The sequence below is a fragment of the Hymenobacter negativus genome, from assembly GCF_016056375.1.
GTDB lineage: Bacteria > Bacteroidota > Bacteroidia > Cytophagales > Hymenobacteraceae > Hymenobacter > Hymenobacter negativus_A.
The window spans coordinates 547,664-565,017 of record NZ_JAEDAE010000002.1; the positions used below are offsets into that span (position 1 = coordinate 547,664).

The 17,354-nt window shown below is 59.9% G+C and carries 16 protein-coding genes; 8 read left to right on the plus strand and 8 right to left on the minus strand.

Annotation, left to right across the window (positions count from 1 at the left end; genetic code table 11):
- Nucleotides 1-287 precede the first annotated feature (287 nt).
- The 3 genes from I7X13_RS07220 to mutM all read left to right on the plus strand — a co-directional run bounded on the left by I7X13_RS07220 (nt 288) and on the right by mutM (nt 3,324).
- Entirely contained in the window at nt 288-1,247 is a 960-nt protein-coding gene (locus tag I7X13_RS07220; protein ID WP_198074948.1) for a M48 family metalloprotease, read from the plus strand.
- Between the two features lie 131 nt (nt 1,248-1,378).
- Nucleotides 1,379-2,293: a PhzF family phenazine biosynthesis protein gene (locus tag I7X13_RS07225; protein ID WP_198074949.1), complete on the plus strand. Its 915-nt coding sequence runs from the start codon at nt 1,379-1,381 to the stop codon at nt 2,291-2,293.
- A gap of 164 nt (nt 2,294-2,457) precedes the next feature.
- Nucleotides 2,458-3,324 carry a DNA-formamidopyrimidine glycosylase gene (gene mutM / locus I7X13_RS07230; RefSeq protein WP_198074950.1) on the plus strand — a complete coding sequence of 289 codons (867 nt, stop codon included), beginning with the start codon at nt 2,458-2,460 and terminating at the stop codon, nt 3,322-3,324.
- Here mutM and I7X13_RS07235 read toward each other — a convergent pair.
- The 6 genes from I7X13_RS07235 to I7X13_RS07260 form a co-directional block, all read right to left on the minus strand.
- Nucleotides 3,280-3,576 (minus strand): hypothetical protein, encoded by a 297-nt coding sequence (locus I7X13_RS07235; RefSeq protein WP_198074951.1) that lies wholly within the window; start codon nt 3,574-3,576, stop codon nt 3,280-3,282. The two genes, mutM and I7X13_RS07235, sit on opposite strands and share 45 nt — an antisense overlap.
- A 15-nt stretch (nt 3,577-3,591) precedes the next feature.
- Nucleotides 3,592-3,912, minus strand: a complete 321-nt coding sequence (locus I7X13_RS07240; RefSeq protein WP_198074952.1) for a hypothetical protein — start codon at nt 3,910-3,912, stop codon at nt 3,592-3,594.
- A 6-nt stretch (nt 3,913-3,918) separates the two neighbouring features.
- Entirely contained in the window at nt 3,919-5,325 is a 1,407-nt protein-coding gene (locus I7X13_RS07245; RefSeq protein WP_198074953.1) for a radical SAM protein, read from the minus strand.
- 13 nt (nt 5,326-5,338) lie between these two features.
- Nucleotides 5,339-6,403: a PD-(D/E)XK nuclease family protein gene (locus tag I7X13_RS07250; RefSeq protein ID WP_198074954.1), complete on the minus strand. Its 1,065-nt coding sequence runs from the start codon at nt 6,401-6,403 to the stop codon at nt 5,339-5,341.
- Between the two features lie 37 nt (nt 6,404-6,440).
- The gene (locus tag I7X13_RS07255) at nt 6,441-7,217 is read right to left on the minus strand and encodes a prolipoprotein diacylglyceryl transferase (RefSeq protein WP_198074955.1); all 777 of its coding nucleotides are present in this window, start codon (nt 7,215-7,217) and stop codon (nt 6,441-6,443) included.
- A 132-nt stretch (nt 7,218-7,349) separates the two neighbouring features.
- Nucleotides 7,350-8,393 carry an SDR family NAD(P)-dependent oxidoreductase gene (locus tag I7X13_RS07260; RefSeq protein ID WP_198074956.1) on the minus strand — a complete coding sequence of 348 codons (1,044 nt, stop codon included), beginning with the start codon at nt 8,391-8,393 and terminating at the stop codon, nt 7,350-7,352.
- 189 nt (nt 8,394-8,582) lie between these two features.
- Between I7X13_RS07260 and I7X13_RS07265 the strand changes: the two genes are divergently transcribed.
- Both I7X13_RS07265 and I7X13_RS07270 read left to right on the plus strand, forming a co-directional pair.
- Nucleotides 8,583-9,086 (plus strand): hypothetical protein, encoded by a 504-nt coding sequence (locus tag I7X13_RS07265; RefSeq protein ID WP_198074957.1) that lies wholly within the window; start codon nt 8,583-8,585, stop codon nt 9,084-9,086.
- Nucleotides 9,087-9,296: 210 nt separating this feature from the next.
- On the plus strand, nt 9,297-10,337 hold the full coding sequence (locus tag I7X13_RS07270) for a bile acid:sodium symporter family protein (protein WP_198074958.1): 1,041 nt from the start codon (nt 9,297-9,299) through the stop codon (nt 10,335-10,337).
- A gap of 139 nt (nt 10,338-10,476) precedes the next feature.
- Here I7X13_RS07270 and I7X13_RS07275 read toward each other — a convergent pair whose 3' ends face one another.
- Nucleotides 10,477-11,190, minus strand: coding sequence for a dienelactone hydrolase family protein (locus tag I7X13_RS07275; protein ID WP_198074959.1), 714 nt, complete (start codon nt 11,188-11,190; stop codon nt 10,477-10,479).
- A gap of 135 nt (nt 11,191-11,325) precedes the next feature.
- On the opposite strand from I7X13_RS07275, the gene I7X13_RS07280 reads away from it, so the two are divergent.
- The 3 genes from I7X13_RS07280 (at nt 11,326) to I7X13_RS07290 (ending at nt 16,456) form a co-directional block, all read left to right on the plus strand.
- Nucleotides 11,326-12,378, plus strand: coding sequence for an LLM class flavin-dependent oxidoreductase (locus tag I7X13_RS07280; protein WP_198074960.1), 1,053 nt, complete (start codon nt 11,326-11,328; stop codon nt 12,376-12,378).
- A 227-nt stretch (nt 12,379-12,605) separates the two neighbouring features.
- Nucleotides 12,606-15,116 (plus strand): TonB-dependent receptor, encoded by a 2,511-nt coding sequence (locus I7X13_RS07285; protein WP_198074961.1) that lies wholly within the window; start codon nt 12,606-12,608, stop codon nt 15,114-15,116.
- 113 nt (nt 15,117-15,229) lie between these two features.
- Nucleotides 15,230-16,456: a PepSY-associated TM helix domain-containing protein gene (locus tag I7X13_RS07290; protein WP_198074962.1), complete on the plus strand. Its 1,227-nt coding sequence runs from the start codon at nt 15,230-15,232 to the stop codon at nt 16,454-16,456.
- 99 nt (nt 16,457-16,555) lie between these two features.
- On the opposite strand, the gene I7X13_RS07295 is transcribed toward I7X13_RS07290, so the two are convergent.
- On the minus strand, nt 16,556-17,341 hold the full coding sequence (locus I7X13_RS07295; RefSeq protein WP_198074963.1) for a sulfite exporter TauE/SafE family protein: 786 nt from the start codon (nt 17,339-17,341) through the stop codon (nt 16,556-16,558).
- Nucleotides 17,342-17,354: the final 13 nt, after the last annotated feature.

Genomic DNA, 17,354 nt, shown 5'->3' on the forward strand with positions numbered 1-17,354 from the left:
CGCAACCCTTTTTGCCGGTCTCCGACTCTCGTTTAGTGAACTGCCAACAGGGCAAAATCGTTGTTTCAATGGCCCGGCACCCCGCTCGCGGATGGGCTGGCGGTGGCGGCCAAGCAATAAAAACGCGCCCTGCCGTTGCTTGAGTATCAGTTTGATTGTTGCTGCGCTAAACGCCGGACTGCTGCCGGTGGCAGGTGGTTACAAACGCTGAGTGTTTGCCCCAAAAGCTGGCATTACGCTTGCCAATGGGGTTGAATTAGTAGTCATTTCCTTTCTCCTTCTTCGATATGGCTTTCCTTCCCCGTTTTATCAGCCGCTTGGCGGCCCCGCTGCTGCTCGCGCTGCCGCTGGCCCTGGCTGCTCCCGCGCAGGCCCAAACCGTTCCCGCGCCCACCGATGTTATCCGCGAAATCACCGATGCCGTGGGCCTCAAGGCCCGCTTCCAACTGCGGGCCACGCGCGAGGTCGACAACGCCGCCGCAGTGGTTTACGACGGTCAGCGCTACCTGCTCTACAACCCCGATTTTCTGAATGCTGTGAACCGCGCCGGCCACACCGACTGGGCCGGCATCAGCATCCTGGCCCACGAGATGGGCCACCACCTCAACGGCCACACCCTGCGCGCCGGCGGCTCGCAGCCCGCCGATGAACTGGAGGCCGACGAGTTTTCCGGCTTTGTACTGCGCAAGCTGGGGGCTAGTCTGGCCCAGGCCCAGGCCGCCATGGCCACCGTGGCCGATGATGAGGGCTCGAGTACGCACCCCGGCCGCACGCCGCGCCTCACGGCCATCAGCCAGGGCTGGCAGCGCGCCAATGGCCAGATTGTGGCCAGTGCCCGTACTGCCGCGCCCTCGGCCGCCCCGGCCGTGATTGCCGCCGCACCCATGGCTCAGCCGACCCGCGAACTTCCTGCCCGCCAGGCCCGTCAATATCCCTCGGTGCCGGCCGATGACGCCGGCGAAATGGTGGCGGTGAGCCAGAACACCGGCGACGCCGTGCGCCTGGTGGGCCAGCTCACTTTCCGCAACGACCCCAGCCAGCGCTACTACCTCACCAACGCCCTGAAAGTGGTACGTGTGGATGACGATGACAACGCCGAAGTGGTGGGCCGCGTGACGCGCACCACCAGCGAAACCTTCCCCTTCGTGCTCACCGACGGCCAGCAGCGCCGCCTGTTCATCACCGCCCGCGGCGATGTGTACGACAAGGCCGGCCAGCGCGTAGCCAAGCTGCACGACACGATGTAAAGCGCCATTTGCAGTCAATGGAAAGCCGGTTCGCACGTTAGCGGGCCGGCTTTTTTGTGGGCTGGCGGGGCGGGTGCTGATGAGTTGTTGTTCCTTCGTGGCCGGTTTCCCATTACACCATTTCATTGCTTATGTCTTCGCTGCCATTTCTGCTGATTGATGCTTTCACTACCGAGCCCCTGCGCGGCAACCCCTGCGCCGTGGTGCTCGATGCCGACGACCTTGACCCCAAGTTGCGCCAACGCCTGGCCCGCGAGTTCAACCAGTCGGAAACGGCGTTTGTGAATCGCGCCGCGCTTGGCAGCACCGAATTCACGGTGCGCTTCTTCACACCGGCCGAGGAAATTCCGCTGGCCGGGCATCCCACCATTGCCACCGTCACGGCGCTGCTGCATGCCGGCCGGGTGGTCCTGCCCGCCTCCGGCGAAGCCCTTACGCTCACGCTGCACCTATTGCACGGCCCCATTCGGGTGGATGTGCTGCCGGGGGCGGCCGGGGCGCCGGCCATGGTCTGGATGACGCAGCGCCAACCCATTTTTGGAGCCACGCACGCGCCGGAAGCAGTGCTGCCGCTCTTCGGCCTCATGCCCGACGACCTGCTGCCCGGCGCACCCATCCAGACGGTGAGCACCGGCACGCCGCAGCTCATGATATTGCTGCGCGACCACGCCGCCCTGCGCCGCGCCCACGTGGCCGATGCCACCGCCCTGGGCCGCTACCGTGCCGAAAGTGACTTTTTCAGCCCGCACCTGTTTTGCCTGGGCGGCGCGACGGCGGCCGGCCACACCTTCGCCCGCCATTTCGGCACCCCGCCCGATGTGTCGGAAGACCCCGTCACGGGTTCGGCCACGGGCGGCATGGCGGCCTACCTCTGGCACCACAGCTATATCGATTCGCCCGAGTTTATCGCCGAGCAAGGGCACGACATGGGCCGCGCCGGCGCGGTGCAGGTGCGCATCAGCGGTTCGCGCGAGGCCATTGAATCGGTGCAGATTGGCGGCACCGGCGTGGTGGTGCTGGAAGGCGGGCTGCGCGGGGATTTGTAGCCGGAAAGGCAACCGGAGTTGGATTTGAAGTGTTAGGCCGTCATGCAGAGCGTAGCATCTTGCCCGCACTCAACGCAATCCACTCGATTGAATTAGCGAGTGCGGGCAAGATGCTACGCTCTGCATGACGTACTTTCTTCAAAGAAACTTTTCGCTCCAACGCAGTGCCCGAATTACCCGAAGTTGAAACCTACCGCCGCTTTATTGATGAAATTTCTGTAGGCCAAACCATCGCCGCCGTGCAGGTGAACGATGCCCACGTGCTGGCCACGCCCGAAGACCAACTCCGCGCTGGCCTCGTGGGCCGCACCATCACTGGCACCAGCCGATTGGGCAAAAACTGCTTCCTGGAGCTTGATAACGGCAAAGTTCTCGTCCTGCATTTCGGCATGACCGGCGACATCGGAGCCTACCGCGACGAGCCCGATGCTCCGCGCTTTACTCGTGTGGCCCTGCACCTGGAAGATTCCGGCCTTCGCCTCGCCTTCATCGACCCGCGCAAATTCGGCCGCATCCGGCTGGCCGACAGTGCCGCCGCCCACCAGGCCGCCAAGAAAATCGGCCCCGATGCCCTCGCCATCACCGCCGCCGAATTGCAGCAGAAGCTCAGCCGCCGCAAGACGCTGCTCAAGCCGCTGCTGCTCGACCAAGGCATCACCGCCGGCCTCGGCAACTGGATTGTGGACGAGGTGTTGTTTCAGGCCAAAATCAACCCCGAGCGGTTGGGCTCGTCGCTCACCGAGAAGGAGTTCAGGGCCCTGCACGCCGCCATTCAGTTGGTGCTCACCACGGCCATCGACCACGAGGCCAACTACAAATATTTCCCCAAGTCCTTCCTCATCCACGCCCGCGAGTGGGACGATTCGGCCACGCCCGGCTCCGATGCGCACACCTTTTGCCCGCGCCACGCCAAGGTGAAAATCGATAAGTACTATGTGGGCGGCCGGGCCACTTATACTTGCTCCAAGTGCCAGCCCGCGCCCGAATCAGTGCATATTGCCGAGACTGCCCGCCATGATAAAAATGCCTGAGCACGCCCCAAAGCCGATGATGAGCACCAGCAGCATACTCAGAAAATAAGGCGCGGCGCCAACCTCGCCAGGCTTGCTGCCCAAGTGCGTAAAGCCTAAAATCAGGTTAACCAGCGCCTGCCCGAGATAGAAAATCCCAAATAGAAAAATAGCGCCTTGACTGAGAAACTTCTCGACCAGACCCAGCACGACGGCTGCCCCCAGCACGATTAGCAAGTTGTTTCGGATAATGTGTTGAGCAGGTTTTTCCATGAGCGAAAATAGATTTCAAGATTTAGGTGCTGGGACTGCATTCTCTTCTCTCCGCTCATGGTTTTTGGCTTCCTTCGAGCACATGCCAAAGCCAATAAGCAGCAATAACAGGAACGATAAAAAGAATCCTCCGGCATAGCCCGTATCGCGCCGTCGCTCAAACAGCAGGAATACAAAGCCGAGTAAGCCATTAGGCAAAGTCAGCAACAGTATCAGCCAGCCAAGGCCATACACATCCGGCCAGCTGAACCCCACCAATATTAGCAGAATGGCCAGGTTAATGCCCAACGGCCAGGCATAAAGGTGTTGGCCATCGTCGGATGGTTCGGTCGCCATAAGTCATCAGATAATCCCAGTTCGCTCGGCCCGCAGTTCTTCCAGTCGCGCCAGTTTCTCCTGGTCACGGTAGAAAATATTCATCGTCTCAAACGGAATAATTTTCAAATCCTTGCTCACGATGTGCACGCAGGATTTCTTCACGGCCCGCACATCGAAATTGTGCGCGTCCATGAATTGCAGAATGATGATGCGGAACAGGTTTTCGTAGCCTAGGTTGGGGGCCGAAACCTGCGGCAGGCAGCACAGCAACTGGTTGATTTCGGGCACCACCGTATCCACGGTATTGGCGGTGCTGAACAGCTTGAGCATGTGCTGACGCAGGCGCGGGTCGCGCTCGTACACAATGGTATTGCCGCCGCTCTGGAGCAGCTCGGCGGGGTCCACATAGCGGGTGAGGGGGAAGACTTCGCCGTCCAGCTTCAGCGCGTAAGCCATGGCCAGCGCGTCGGGGTTGCAGGGCACGGGCAGCAGGTCTTCGGCCGAGAAAACCGGGCTTTGGGCTATGATGCCCTGACGCACTTCGGTGAGCGAAAACGAGTCGGTTTCGGGGTTGAAATTATCGAGCCGTCCGGCCGCCTGCGTGGGCTGAAACGTGACGCCGCGAATGCAGCGCTGCTTCAGCGCGTAGTCGATGATGTCGCCCATTTCGTCATCGTTCAGGCCTTTTTGCAGCGTCACCACCAGCGTGGTGCTGAGGTTGTATTTGTTCAGATTCTCGATGGCTTTTTGGCGCACCTCGCGCAGGTCACGGCCGCGCATGGTCAGCAGCACATTTTCGCGGAAGGAATCAAACTGCAGATACACCTCGAACGCGCACGCATACGTGGCCAGCCGCGCCACAAAAGCCTCGTCTTTGGCCAGGCGCACGCCGTTGGTGTTCACCATCAGGTGCTTGATGGGCTTGCGCTTGCACATGTCCAGAATTTCCCAGAATTGCGGGTGCAGCGTGGGCTCACCGCCGGAGATTTGCACCACGTCGGGCTCACCTTCGTTGGCCACCACCAGGTCCACCATGGCTTCCACTTCTTCCAGGGTACGGTGCCGGCCGTGGGTGGGGCTGCTTTCAGCGTAGCAGGTGGGGCAGGTGAGGTTGCAGCGGTCGGTTATCTCGATGACGGTGAGGCAGCTGTGCTGCTCGTGGTCGGTGCAAAGGCCGCAGTCATACGGGCAGCCAAAATGCGTGGCTGCGTTGAAGCGGCGCGGCGTTTCGCTTGGCTTCACGTAGTTGCGAATGCTCTTGTAATACTCAATATCAGTGGCGATGCGCACCTTCTGCCGCCCGTGCTCAGGGCAGCGCTTGAGCATGAATACGTTCCCGTCCTCGAAGACGATTTTGGCCTCGATGCGGCGCAGGCACTGCGGGCACAGGCTCAGCGTGAAATCGTAGTAGGTGTAGGGACGTTCGGGCATGGGACAACTAAAGTTAGATTAAGGCTTTGATTTTTGCAGTCATATCTCGCGCATTCTCTAATTCATGTTTGAAAATTTCAACATATTCTGTAAAATTCATTTCATAGAATTGAGATGAAGTCCGCTTTGAAACAGAAATCCATGCTTTAGTATCAGGTAGATTTAATTTTGTATATCCATTAACTTTGGTTTCTTTGAAATATTTAAATGCCTTTACAAATGGTGTAATCCATTCTTTCTTTGATTTTTCGTAGTCACTGCAAGTAGTTATGGCGAATTTAAATGTGCCGCCTTGAAATTGAATTCCTGTTTTGAAGCATACGCCGTCTAAAACGATATATTCATCAAAAAAAGCATTTATAAACGCTGTTCCATGAGTGTCTCCTACTTCATATAGTAGCTCAGGTGTACTTATTTCATCAAGGACTTTTATATAAAAAGATTTTTGAAGTATTGTTTCCAATTGATTTTCGGAAATAAATTTTTGAGTGTAATTTGAATATTTCTTATGATTCTTTGCTTGTTTGCTTAGCTTTCCTTCATTGAAAACATTAGGAAATAGTGAGGGGTTTAAAATGAATTCATAAGCGACACTGGTGATTGATTGAATACTTTTCAAATATTCTTGCAACGCCATTTGGTCAAAATTTGACTTATCGGATAGTTCGAAATTATTCAAGCATTCAGCAAATTGTTTATATGAATAGTTTGTCCAATTTTTATTTTGAGGCTTTTCTGGTATCAGTGTCATGAATATAAAATAATTTATTTTTGTTGAATCCTTATTAAATTCTTCTACATACCTGCTGAGTTGATTTGAGTGCTGGGAGCTTTTGATTTTATTTTCGATAACTATCCTGGTTTTCAGGCATTCTATTACAATGTCTGCTCCATTTATTTCGGCTGTTGAGGTAATTATGGTGTCGTTTAATTCATGTCCTAATATGTTATTTATTATCTGTGATTTCATTGGTTCATTTAGAGCCTCGCAGTGTTTTGACATCAACCAAGCTATAATTTGAGAATGAACCTTCTCTACGTCAGCCAAAGCCAAAAATTCAAAGAAACTTTTTTTCATTTTCAATGATGAATTAGGTGTGTAAAAGATTACAGGCTTAAAAGAATTTTCTGTCAGGTTTTATTGTGACGGTGCTTGTTAATTGTTTTATCCACGCCCAAACATAATACCCCAGCCCCGCCACGCACGCCCACTGTATCGCCGTGAGGCCCAGTCCCGTCAGTGCCGCCGTGGGCTTGATAAACTCCACCAGCAGCCGGAACAGCAGATAGCCGCTCAGAAACAGCTGGAACCGCCGGCCATCGGCCAAACGCCCGCGCCGTTCCAACAGCCACAGCAGCAATCCCAGGGCTGCCAGAAACAGGATTTCGTAGAGGTTGGTGGGATGACGGCGCACGCCATCGCCGAAGTTGATGCCCCAGGGCAGGGCGGTGGCAATGCCATAGGTGCCGTCTTCGAGCCCGCTGAAAAAGCAGCCGAGCCGGCCGATGGCCAGGCCGAGCAGGATGGGAAACACCATGAGGTCGCCGCTGCTGGCCGTCACGCCGAGGCGCTTTTTGGTGAGCTCCACGCCGATGAGGCCGCCTAGAAAGCCGCCCACAATGGTTTTGTTGGTGAAATAGTAGAGCCAGCCGCCAGGAGGGTGTGCCAGTAGCTCGGGGTGCTCCAGCAGGCCCAGCAGGCGCGAGCCGAGCAGGGCCCCGGCGGCCGCGCCCACAAAAATCCACTGCCGGTGCGCGTCGCTGATGCGGTCGGCGTGGCCGGTGCGCAGGCGCTGGTAGAGGCGGAAGCCGAGGGTATAGGCCAGCACCTCGCACAACAGGTGCACGGGCAGGCGGGCGGGGCCCAGGGCTAGCTCAACGGGGAAATGCATGGCGCAAGATGCGCCGACTTTGTTAAAAAGCGTCATGCTGAGCGCAGCCGAAGCATTTCTACCGCAGAAGTAAATAATTACTCTCGGAGTAGAGATGCTTCGGCTGCGCTCAGCATGACGTTCTATTTATTCTTATAGCTCGTTATTCTTCGCGGCAGCTTTGCGGGTGAGGGCCGTGAGCGGCGAGCGGGTGATGTCCGACTCGCTCTCGAAGCCGGTGCGGCGCACGTTGGCGGCAGCGCTTTCGCCGGTGGCGGGCAGGGCGCGGTTCATCCAGCTCAGAATATCGGTGGTGGTGCCGGGAAGCAGGCCGTGGAAAGCGGCCAGAAACTTGGCAGGAAGAGAGAGAATCACCTCGCCGTCGCCGCGGCGGCAGGCGTTCCAGATTTGGCGGCCGGCCTGCTCGGCGCTAAGCGTGAAGCCGGGCAGCGAATCGGCAATGCTGAACCAGGCGAATTCCTTTTGCTGCTGCCCCTTGAATTCGGCGTGGTCGGGGCTGCCGGTGCGCAGCAGGCCGGGGCACACGGTGGTTACCGAAATACCGTGCTGGTGCAATTCCGCCCGAAAGCCTTCGGAAAGGCCCACCAGCGCAAACTTACTGGCGCTGTACGGGGCCATGTGCGGCAGTGCCACCTTGCCACCCAGCGACGAAATATTCACGATGCGGCCCGCGCTCCGCCGCCGCATGCTGGGCAGTACGGCCTGCATGGCGTGCAGCGGGGCCCAGAAATGCACGGCCATCGAATCCTCGAAATCGCGCGCGTCCATGTTGTCCAGCGGGCCAGCCGTGATGATGCCTGCGTTGTTGATGAGCACGTCGACCGGGCCGAGGCGGCTTTCGACTTCGGCCACCATGGTGCGCACTTCCACCTCGTTGGTGATGTCGCGGGCCAGGGTCAGCACGTCGGCTTCGGCCGCGCCGGCCATGAGCAGGTCCTGGCGGGCGCGGGCCAGCTCGGCTTCGTCGCGGGCGCAGATGGCCACGCGGGCGCCCTCGGCCACGGCTTGGCGGGCCAGCACGAGGCCCAGCCCCCGCGAGCCGCCGGTGATGAGCACCACGCGGCCGCTCAGGTCGTAGGAGCCGCGCCGGTTGCCCCACATGGTGAGGGCCAGGGTGGCCGCGCCGAGGCCGGCGGCCAGCAGCCAGTTGGATTTGGTGCGTTTGGCGTGTTTCATGGTCAATAGTATGGAAAAATTGGCCGAAAGGTTGCAAGGCCGAAAGCGGAGGCCCGAATTTTAAACCCAGGCTGGCACGAAAGGTGGTTAACACCGCGTTCGGGAGGAAATGAGCCGGCTTTTTGGCCGATATTTACTCCGTCATAGCGCTATGTTTCCGGGCGCTGTTTTTTGATTTTTCGCTTTTCTATGAAACTCTTGTTGCTCTCGCCGCTGCTGGCCCTGGCCGTGTTATCGGCGGCTCCGGCCGCCCACGCACAGGCCACCGTCAAAACCAAGGTGAAGCCCGCCGGCCAGCCCAGCGTGAAAACCAAAACCACTATAGCTGACGAGCCCCCCGTGGTGGCCCCGCCCGATGCCGTTGTTGATGCAAAGGCCAACGCCCTTACCACCAACATGCAGCAGAATCTGGGCCTCACCCCCCAGCAAACCGAGAAGGTGCGTGTTATCAACCGTCGCGCCGTGGAGCAAGTCGAAACCGGTCGTCTGCGCTACAAAGCCGACCCCCGCAAGCTGGCTGGCGTGGTAGAAAGTGCCGGTCGCTCGCGCCTCGAAGCCCTGAAAGACGTGCTCAATCCCGCTCAGTTTGGCAAATACCAGCGCAAACGCGAGGAGAAAATGGGCGTGCCCAATGTGCAGGGCGTGCAGGGCAACGCCGCCCCCGGCCTGGGTAGCGGCGTGCCCAGCGAGTAGTAATTCATCCGAATTGTAGAGACGCAATACTTTGCGTCTCGTCGTTGGACGATTTGCCGCAGCACCGTAAGCTAACTCTGTTCAACGACAAGACGCGAAGTGTCGCGTCTCTACCTCTCTCACTTCGAAAAGCGTCAGGCTCTCAGGAGGCTGGCGCTTTTTCGTTGCCTCTCCCGCATCACAACCGCCGCCCCCGGCGTATTCCTGCCCATGACTCCAGCCCCGCCGCCTGCTCCAAACCGTCTCGTTGCCCTTCTCGCCCGCGCTGGGCTCGACTGGTTTCTGCTGGCGCTGCTGGGCGTGGTGGCACTGGCCTACTTCGCGCCCGGCCTGGGCAGCAAGGCCAGCCCCGTGCCCTGGCACAGCATTACCACGGTGGGCGTGGCGCTGGTTTTCTTCTTTTACGGCCTCAAGCTGAGCTTTGAAAAGCTGCGCGATGGCATGCGCAACTGGCAGCTGCATACCTTGACGCAGCTTAGCACATTCGTGCTGTTTCCGGCGCTGGCGCTGCTGGTACGGCCGTTTTTTGGGGCCGAGGGCGGCGAGATGCTCTGGCAGAGTATCTTCTTCCTGTGTGCGCTGCCCAGCACGGTGTCCACGTCGGTGGTGATGGTGAGTATTGCGGGCGGCAACCTGCCGGCGGCCATCTTCAACGCCAGCATTTCCAGCCTGTTGGGCATTCTGCTCACGCCGTTGCTGTGCAGCCTGTTTCTGCACACCGGCACGGGCGGCGGGCAGCTCTGGAGCCTGGCGGTGCAGCTGCTGTGGCAGGTGGTGCTGCCAGTAGGGGCGGGGGTGCTGCTCAATTCGCGCTTCCACGCCTTTGCTGACCGCCATAAATCTGCCCTGCGCATCTTCGACCAGGTCACCATCCTGCTCATCGTTTTCACCGCCTTCTGTGATTCCTTTGCCGATGGCATTTTCAGCCGCTACCGTCCGGCCGATGTCTTCAAGCTGGGCGCGGGCATGGTGGTGCTGTATCTGGTGGTATTCGCCATCATCTGGGGCCTGAGCTGTGCCCTGAGCTTCCCCCGCGCCGACCAGGTAGTGGCCGTGTTCTGCGGCTCAAAAAAGTCATTGGTACACGGGAGCGTCATGGCCAGCCTATTGTTTCCGGCCAGCGCTGCCACCGGGCTTATTTTATTGCCGCTGATGCTCTATCATGCCTTGCAGATTATTCTGGCCAGCAGCATGGCGCAGTACCTGGGCCGGCAGGCGGTGGTTATTGAGCCTGCGGCGGTTGGAGTTTAGCAGAACCAAAAAGGCCGTCATGCTGAGCGCAGTCGAAGCATCTCTACCGCGAGAGTAATCCAATCGACAGGATTCAGTACTACAGTAGAAATGCTTCGACTGCGCTCAGCATGACGGCCTTCCTTGTACTTTACAGAAACTACTCCCCCAGCTTCTCGCCAAAAAACGCCAGCGTCAGCGCCCAGGCTTCCTTAGCGGCTTCGGGGTGGTAGCTGGGCCGCTCATCGCAGTTGAAGCCGTGGTCGGCATAGGAGATGACGGTGTTGATGTAGGGCTTCTTGGCTGCTTCCACGGCCTCGATAACCTGGGTAATCTGCTCTTTGCCGATGTGCGCATCGAGCCCGCCCCAAAAGAAGAGGTGCGTGCCGTGCAGGTCTTTGGCGCGGTCAGCAATGGTGTGGGTGCCGCCGCCGTAGTACGACACGCCCGCCGCCAGCGGCAGCACCGCATTGGCCAGAAACGACACCCGACCGCCCAGGCAGAAGCCGATGCTGCCAATTTTATCGGCCTTCACCAGCGGCTGCGTGGCCAGCCAGTCGTAGGCTGCCCGCAGGTCGGCGGTCAGGTCCGTGTTGTTGATGGCGCTGTAGTGCGGCATGGCCACGCTATTGAATTCGGAATAGGCAATTTCCAGGCCTGGCGCGGCGGTGCGGTGAAACAGCTCGGGCGCTACCACGGCGTAGCCGGCCGCCGCCAGCCGGTCGGCCACGCTGCGGATGTGGCGGTTCACGCCGAAGGCTTCCTGCAGCAAAATGATGCCTGGCACGGGGCCGGTGCTGCTGGGAAAAGCGGTGTAGGCACGCATTTCGGTGCCGTCGGCCACGGCGAGGGTGACGAAGTTCTGGTCGCTCATTATAAAAGGGAAAAGAATTGTTTCGGGCCTTAACAGCTGAGCGGGCAATTGTTCATCGCGCCGGTCTATCCAGTACGCCGTTCCAAACCGTATGAGCCTGGGAGCGGTTTACCTCCCTGTTCTAATATCCTGGTTATGAAATCCACTTCCAAAATCCGCCTCAACGTACTCGACCAGTCGCCCATCCGGCCCGGCAGCACCGCCCGCGAGGCCCTGCTCGAAACCGTGCAGCTGGCCCAACTGGCCGACCGCCTCGGCTACACCCGTTTCTGGGTGAGCGAGCACCACAACACCAACACGCTGGCCGGCTCCACGCCCGAAGTCCTCATTGCCCACCTCGGCAGCCAGACGCAGCACCTGCGCCTGGGCTCGGGCGGCGTGATGCTGCCCCACTACTCGGCCCTGAAAGTGGCCGAGAACTTCCGCCTGCTCGAAAACCTGTTTCCCGGCCGCATCGACCTGGGCATGGGCCGCGCCCCCGGCGGCGACCGCCTCACCGCCCACGCCCTCAACCCCAGCAACACGTTCAGCGAGCAGGACTTCGTGGAGCAGCTCATGGACCTGCAAGCCTACCTGCGCGACGAGAAGGTGCTCGACACCATTCACGAACGCGTGATGGCCATTCCCCAGGCCCCTGCTGCCCCGGAGCTGTGGTTGCTGAGCTCCAGCGGCCAGAGCGGCCTATTTGCCGCGCACCTGGGCATGGCGTTTTCCTTCGCCCAGTTCATCAACGGGGCGGGCGGCCCGGCGGCCGTGCGCCAGTACCGCGAGCGGTTCCGGCCCAGCCGCGAGCTGGCCGCGCCGTTGGCCAACGTGGCCGTGTTCACCTTCTGCGCCGATACCGAGGAGAAGGCTGACGAACTGCGCAAAGCCATGGACATGCAGCTTATTCGCTTCAATAAAGGCGAATTCCGCACCTTCCCTTCCACCGAGGAGGTGCGCAGCCACCGCTTCTCAACCGAAGACCAGGCCCACCTCGCCTTCAACCGCAACCGCGTGGTGAGCGGCACCCCCGAGCAGGTGCACGCCCAGTTCACCCAAATGGCGGCCGAATACGGCGTGGACGAAATCACGGCTGTCACCATCACCGCCGATTTCCAAGACCGTCTGCGCTCCTACGAACTGCTGGCCGAAGCCTTCGAACTGCCCGCGCCGGTGGCGACGGAGCGGGAAACCGCTATGGCTTAGTCAGCATTAGCATCGGTTTTTGGTTATAAAACACCCAGCTAATCAGCCGGGTGTTTTTGTTATTAGGTAGTTGATTTTCAAAATATTCAAAAATGGTATTGATGAAATCAACAGATGTGCCGCGAAAAGCTCAATGTTATTATTTAGAATGACTCTAAATAGAGTTTGGAATGATTCTAAATAGGCCGCACCTTTGTACTCTATTTTGAATCTGTCTAAATAACCTCATGAGGTACTTCGTCCCGCTCCTGTCGCTCTCCATTACTTTGTTGCCTGCCACTGGGTTTGCCCAGAACATGCCGATGCGGCATCATAAACAGCATGGTAGTGAGAGCAATGGCACCGTGACGGGCCGCGTGCTCCTGGCCGATGGCCAACCGGCCGAGCAGGTATCGGTACGCCTCAAAGGCAGCGAGCGCGGCACCGTGACTGCCGCCGACGGCAGCTTCGCCCTGAAAGTGCCAGCCGGCTGGCAGTCGTTGGTGGTGAGCTGCCTGGGTTGCCAGGCGCAGGAAGTGGCCGTGGAAGTACAGCCCGGCCAGACGGCCACGCTGCCGCCCTTCACACTGGCTCGCGGCGAGCAGCAGCTCCAGGAAGTGACCGTGACCGGCGCCAAAAGCCTGAACCAGCGCACGCCCAGCGTGGGCAAGATGCCCATCGCGCCCCTCGACAACCCGCAGGCCACGCTCACCATCGAGCGGCCGGTGCTGGAGCAGCAGCAGGCCCTGCGCCTGAGCGACGTGCTGGCCAACGTGGCCGGCGTATATGTAATGGGCGCCACCGGCGGCACCCAGGAGGAAATTGCCAGCCGCGGCTTTGCCTACACCAGCGCCAATACCTTCAAAAACGGGGTGCGCTATAATAATGGCATCATGCCGGAAGTAAGCTCCCTGGAGCGCATGGAGGTGCTGAAGGGCAGCGCGGCCATCCTCTATGGCAACGTGGCAGCGGGCGGCATCCTGAACCTGGTGACCAAGAAGCCTCAGTTTGAGCGCGGCGGCTCGGTGGGGCTGCGGGTGGGCAGTTTCGGTTTTGTGAAGCCGCAGTTTGACGTGTACGGCGCGGTGGGGGAAAGCCAGAAAGTGGCTTTTCGCCTGAACGGCACCTGGGAGCGCGCCGACAGCTACCGCGACGGCGTGAAAAGCAACCGCGTGTACGTCAACCCTTCGCTGCTGTTCCGCCTCAGCCCCAAAACCGATTTGGTGATTGAAGGCGACTACCTGCGCGACAACCGCACGCCGGATTTCGGCATCGGCACCGTCGATTACCAGATTTCGGACTCGCGCAGCCGTTTCCTGAACACGGCCGACGCTACCAACGCCACCAACCAAACCAGCGCCACCGCCACCCTCACCACCCGCCTCAACAGCACTTGGCAGGTGCGGGCCGTAGGCGCGTTCCAGCGCTACGCCAACGAGCTGAAAAGCGCCAGCCGGCCCACTGCCAACGTTATCAAGCCTGGCCAGAGCTACGGCAACTGGCTCCGCAGCCTGCAACGCACGCAAACCGGCGAAAACTACTACCTCGCCCAAGTGGACCTGACGGGGAATTTCCGCACCGGGCGCATTGGCCACACGCTGCTGGTGGGGGCCGATGCCGACCAGTATAACACCAACACGCTGGCCTACACCACTCAGGCGTTTGACTCGGTCAACATTTTGAACCCCAGCCGCCGCCTGGGCCAGCCCAAAGGCACCACCACCGGCTACGACGCTCTGCGCTACAACACCCGCACACTGGGCAACACCCGCCGCGCCGGCTTCTACGCCCAGGACCTCATCAGCCTGACCGACAACGTGAAGCTGCTGGCCGGCCTGCGCTGGAGTTACCAGGAAACCCCCAGCGACGTGTACACTTATCCCGCCCTCACGGCTCCCGCCACCAACCCGGCCACGGTGAAGGAAAACCGCCGCTACGACAACGCCTTCTCGCCGCGTCTGGGCCTGGTGTATCAGCCCGTTAAAACCACGGCCATCTTCGCTTCCTACTCCAATTCCTTCGCGCCCCAGGCCAATACTGTGACTGATAACCAGGGCGGCAGCCTGCCTCCCTCGATGATTGACCAGTTTGAGGCCGGCATCAAAAACGACCTGTTCAAAGGCGCGCTGTCGGCCAACGTAACGGCCTACTACATTGTGAATAACAACCAGGCCCAGACCATTCAGCAATACCTGGGCAACGGTCTGAACCCGAATTACAATGCCAACTTCCCCAGCGCCCAGGAACTGGCCGGCGAGGTCACGAGCAAGGGCGTGGAAGTAGACGTGCAGAGCCGCCCCGTGAACGGCATCTCGCTCATTGCCGGCTATAGCTACAATAACACCGCCTACACCCACAGCACGCTTTACGTGGACGGCAGCCGCCTGCGCTACAACCCCGCCCACACCGCCAACCTGAGCCTGTTCTATTCCTTCGGGAAGGTGTTTGGAGACAATGTGCTGCTGCGTGGCCTGAGCGCCGGAGCCACCGGCTACTACGTGGGCGACCGCCTGGCCGGCCGCAACCCGCGCCTCATTTACGACGCCAAAGGCAACCCCGTGACGGACACCAACAAGTACCTGGCCCTGCCTAACTACTTCCTGTTCGATGCCTCAGTGGGCTACGCCTACGAGCGGTTCTCGGTGCGCTTCAAAATGGCCAACCTGCTCAACCAGCTGAGCTACAACCTGCACGACGACAACAGCGCCAACCCCATCGCGCCCCGCACCTTCTCTACCACGCTCACCTACAAACTGTAGGCAGTACCGCCCTCGGAACGGCTCAACTATCCGGATGAATAGCCGCCCGCTATCCAGCCGGGCAGTTGAGCCGTTCCGCCTAAGCTTCCAAAAGCCTTCATCTGCATCAAATTATGACCCCGGTTAAATCTGCTTTCCGCACCATTCACCTCTGGCTTGGCCTGGCCTCGGGGCTCATCATCGTGTTTGTGTGCCTCACAGGCAGCGTGCTGGCTTTCGAGCAGGAAATTGAGCACGCCTGGCACCGGGAGCGCTACTTTGTGGCCCCCGCCACCACGCCGCGCCTGCCGCTGGCGCAGCTGGCCGAAGCCGTGAAAGCCCACAAGCCCAAAGCCAGAATCGGCGGCTTCAAGCTCTACGCCGACCCCGCCCGCACCGTGGAAGTGAGCTTGGCCGGCGGCGATGCTGGGGGCAAGAACGGGAAAGGTGGCCCGCGTGGCAGCGAGAGCCGGATGCCCGGCAAAGGCCCTGAGAAAGGCGGCAAGGGCGGCAAAGGCGACGGCGGTGGCCCCCGCATCTTCATAAACCCCTACACGGCCGCCATCACCGGCGAGCTGAATCCCCGCGACAACTTCTTCAAAACCGTGGAGCAGCTGCACCGCGGCCTGGTGGCCGGTAAAATCGGCAAGCTCGTGATGGGGGTAAGCGCCACGGTGTTTTTGTTCATTCTCGGCACCGGGCTGGTGCTGTGGTGGCCCATCGCGCGCAAAGCCCTCACGCCCCGCCTGAAAGTGAAATGGGGCAGCGGCTGGAAGCGCCTGAACCACGATTTCCACATCTCGCTGGGCTTTTATGCCTCGGTGTTCCTGTTCATCATGGCCCTCACGGGCGTGGGCATGTCGTTCGATTGGGTAGGCGCGGGCATCAACCGGCTCACCCATTCGCCCCTAAAGCGCCCCGAGCCGCCTACCTCGGCTGCGCCGGCCGTGGCGGGCACCGCCCCCTTCGCGGCCGATGCCGTGCTGGCTCTGGCCCGCCAGCAAGCCCCGGATGCCGAGTTATTCTCTGTGCAGATGCCCAAAGAGCCGACCGGCAGCATCCGCGTAGCCATTCTGCGCCCCAACGCCATCACCGAAAACGCCACCGATGAAGTGTACCTCGACCAGTATTCCGGCCGCGTCATCAGCAGCCAGAACTATGCCCAGCGGCCGGTGGGCCAGCGCATTCGCGGTCTGTTCAAGCCTGTGCACACCGGGGCCATCTTTGGCTTGCCTACCAAGATTCTGGCTTTCGTTATTGGCCTGCTGGGTGCCACGTTTCCCATCACCGGCACCATCATGTGGCTGAACCGGCGGCGCAAAAGCCGCCGCAACATGCGGCCTCAGCTGCAAGCCGTTTAGGTCGGGGCGCTATAGCACAAGTAGCCTGAGTTTCTATTTCGGTCCGTTAGAACGTCATCTTTCAGGCGGGCCGAAGTAGAAATTCAGGTTACTCGTTTTTCAGGCCAGCGTCTCCCAGCCCAGTTTCAGGATAAAGACGCTGACCACCACCAAAAACAGCACGCGCACAAAGCCTGTGCCGCGCTGCATGGCCATCCGCGTGCCCAGCATAGAGCCCAGCACGTTGCACACCGCCATGGGCAGCGCCACCTGGTACAGCACCTGCCCGGTCGAGACAAAGTAGGCCAGCCCGGCAATGTTGGTGGCCACATTTACAACTTTGGCCGAGGCGGAGGCCGCCAGAAAGTCGTAGCCAAATAGCCCCACGAAGGCGAACAGCAGCAAACTGCCCGTGCCCGGCCCAAAAAAACCGTCGTAAAACCCGATACCTGCCCCCAGGGCCACGCCCGTCCATAGCTCGCGGCGGCCGTGCAGGCGCGGCGCGTGCAGACTGCCAAAATCCTTGCGCCAGAAGGTGTAGGCGGCCATGAGCACCAGCAGGGCCAGCACCAGCGGCTTCACCAGTTCCTTGTTGAGGCCGCTCACGGCGCGGGCGCCCAGCAGTGCAAAGCAGCCCGCCACCACAGCCGCCACCGCCACCGTGCGCCAGCGAATGGGCACGTCCGTAAGGCCTTTTAAATAGCGAAATGCCGAGGCCGACGTGCCCGCCAAGCTGGCCACTTTGCCGGTGCCCAGCACCGTAGGAATTGGCACGTTGGGGAGCAGCAATAGCAGGGCCGGCAGCTGAATCAACCCGCCGCCGCCCACCATCGAGTCGATAAAGCCGGCCAGAAAAGCGAAAAAGCTTAACAGTGCCAACGCGGGCACGGTAATGCTATCGGTCATAAAAGGGTAAGTA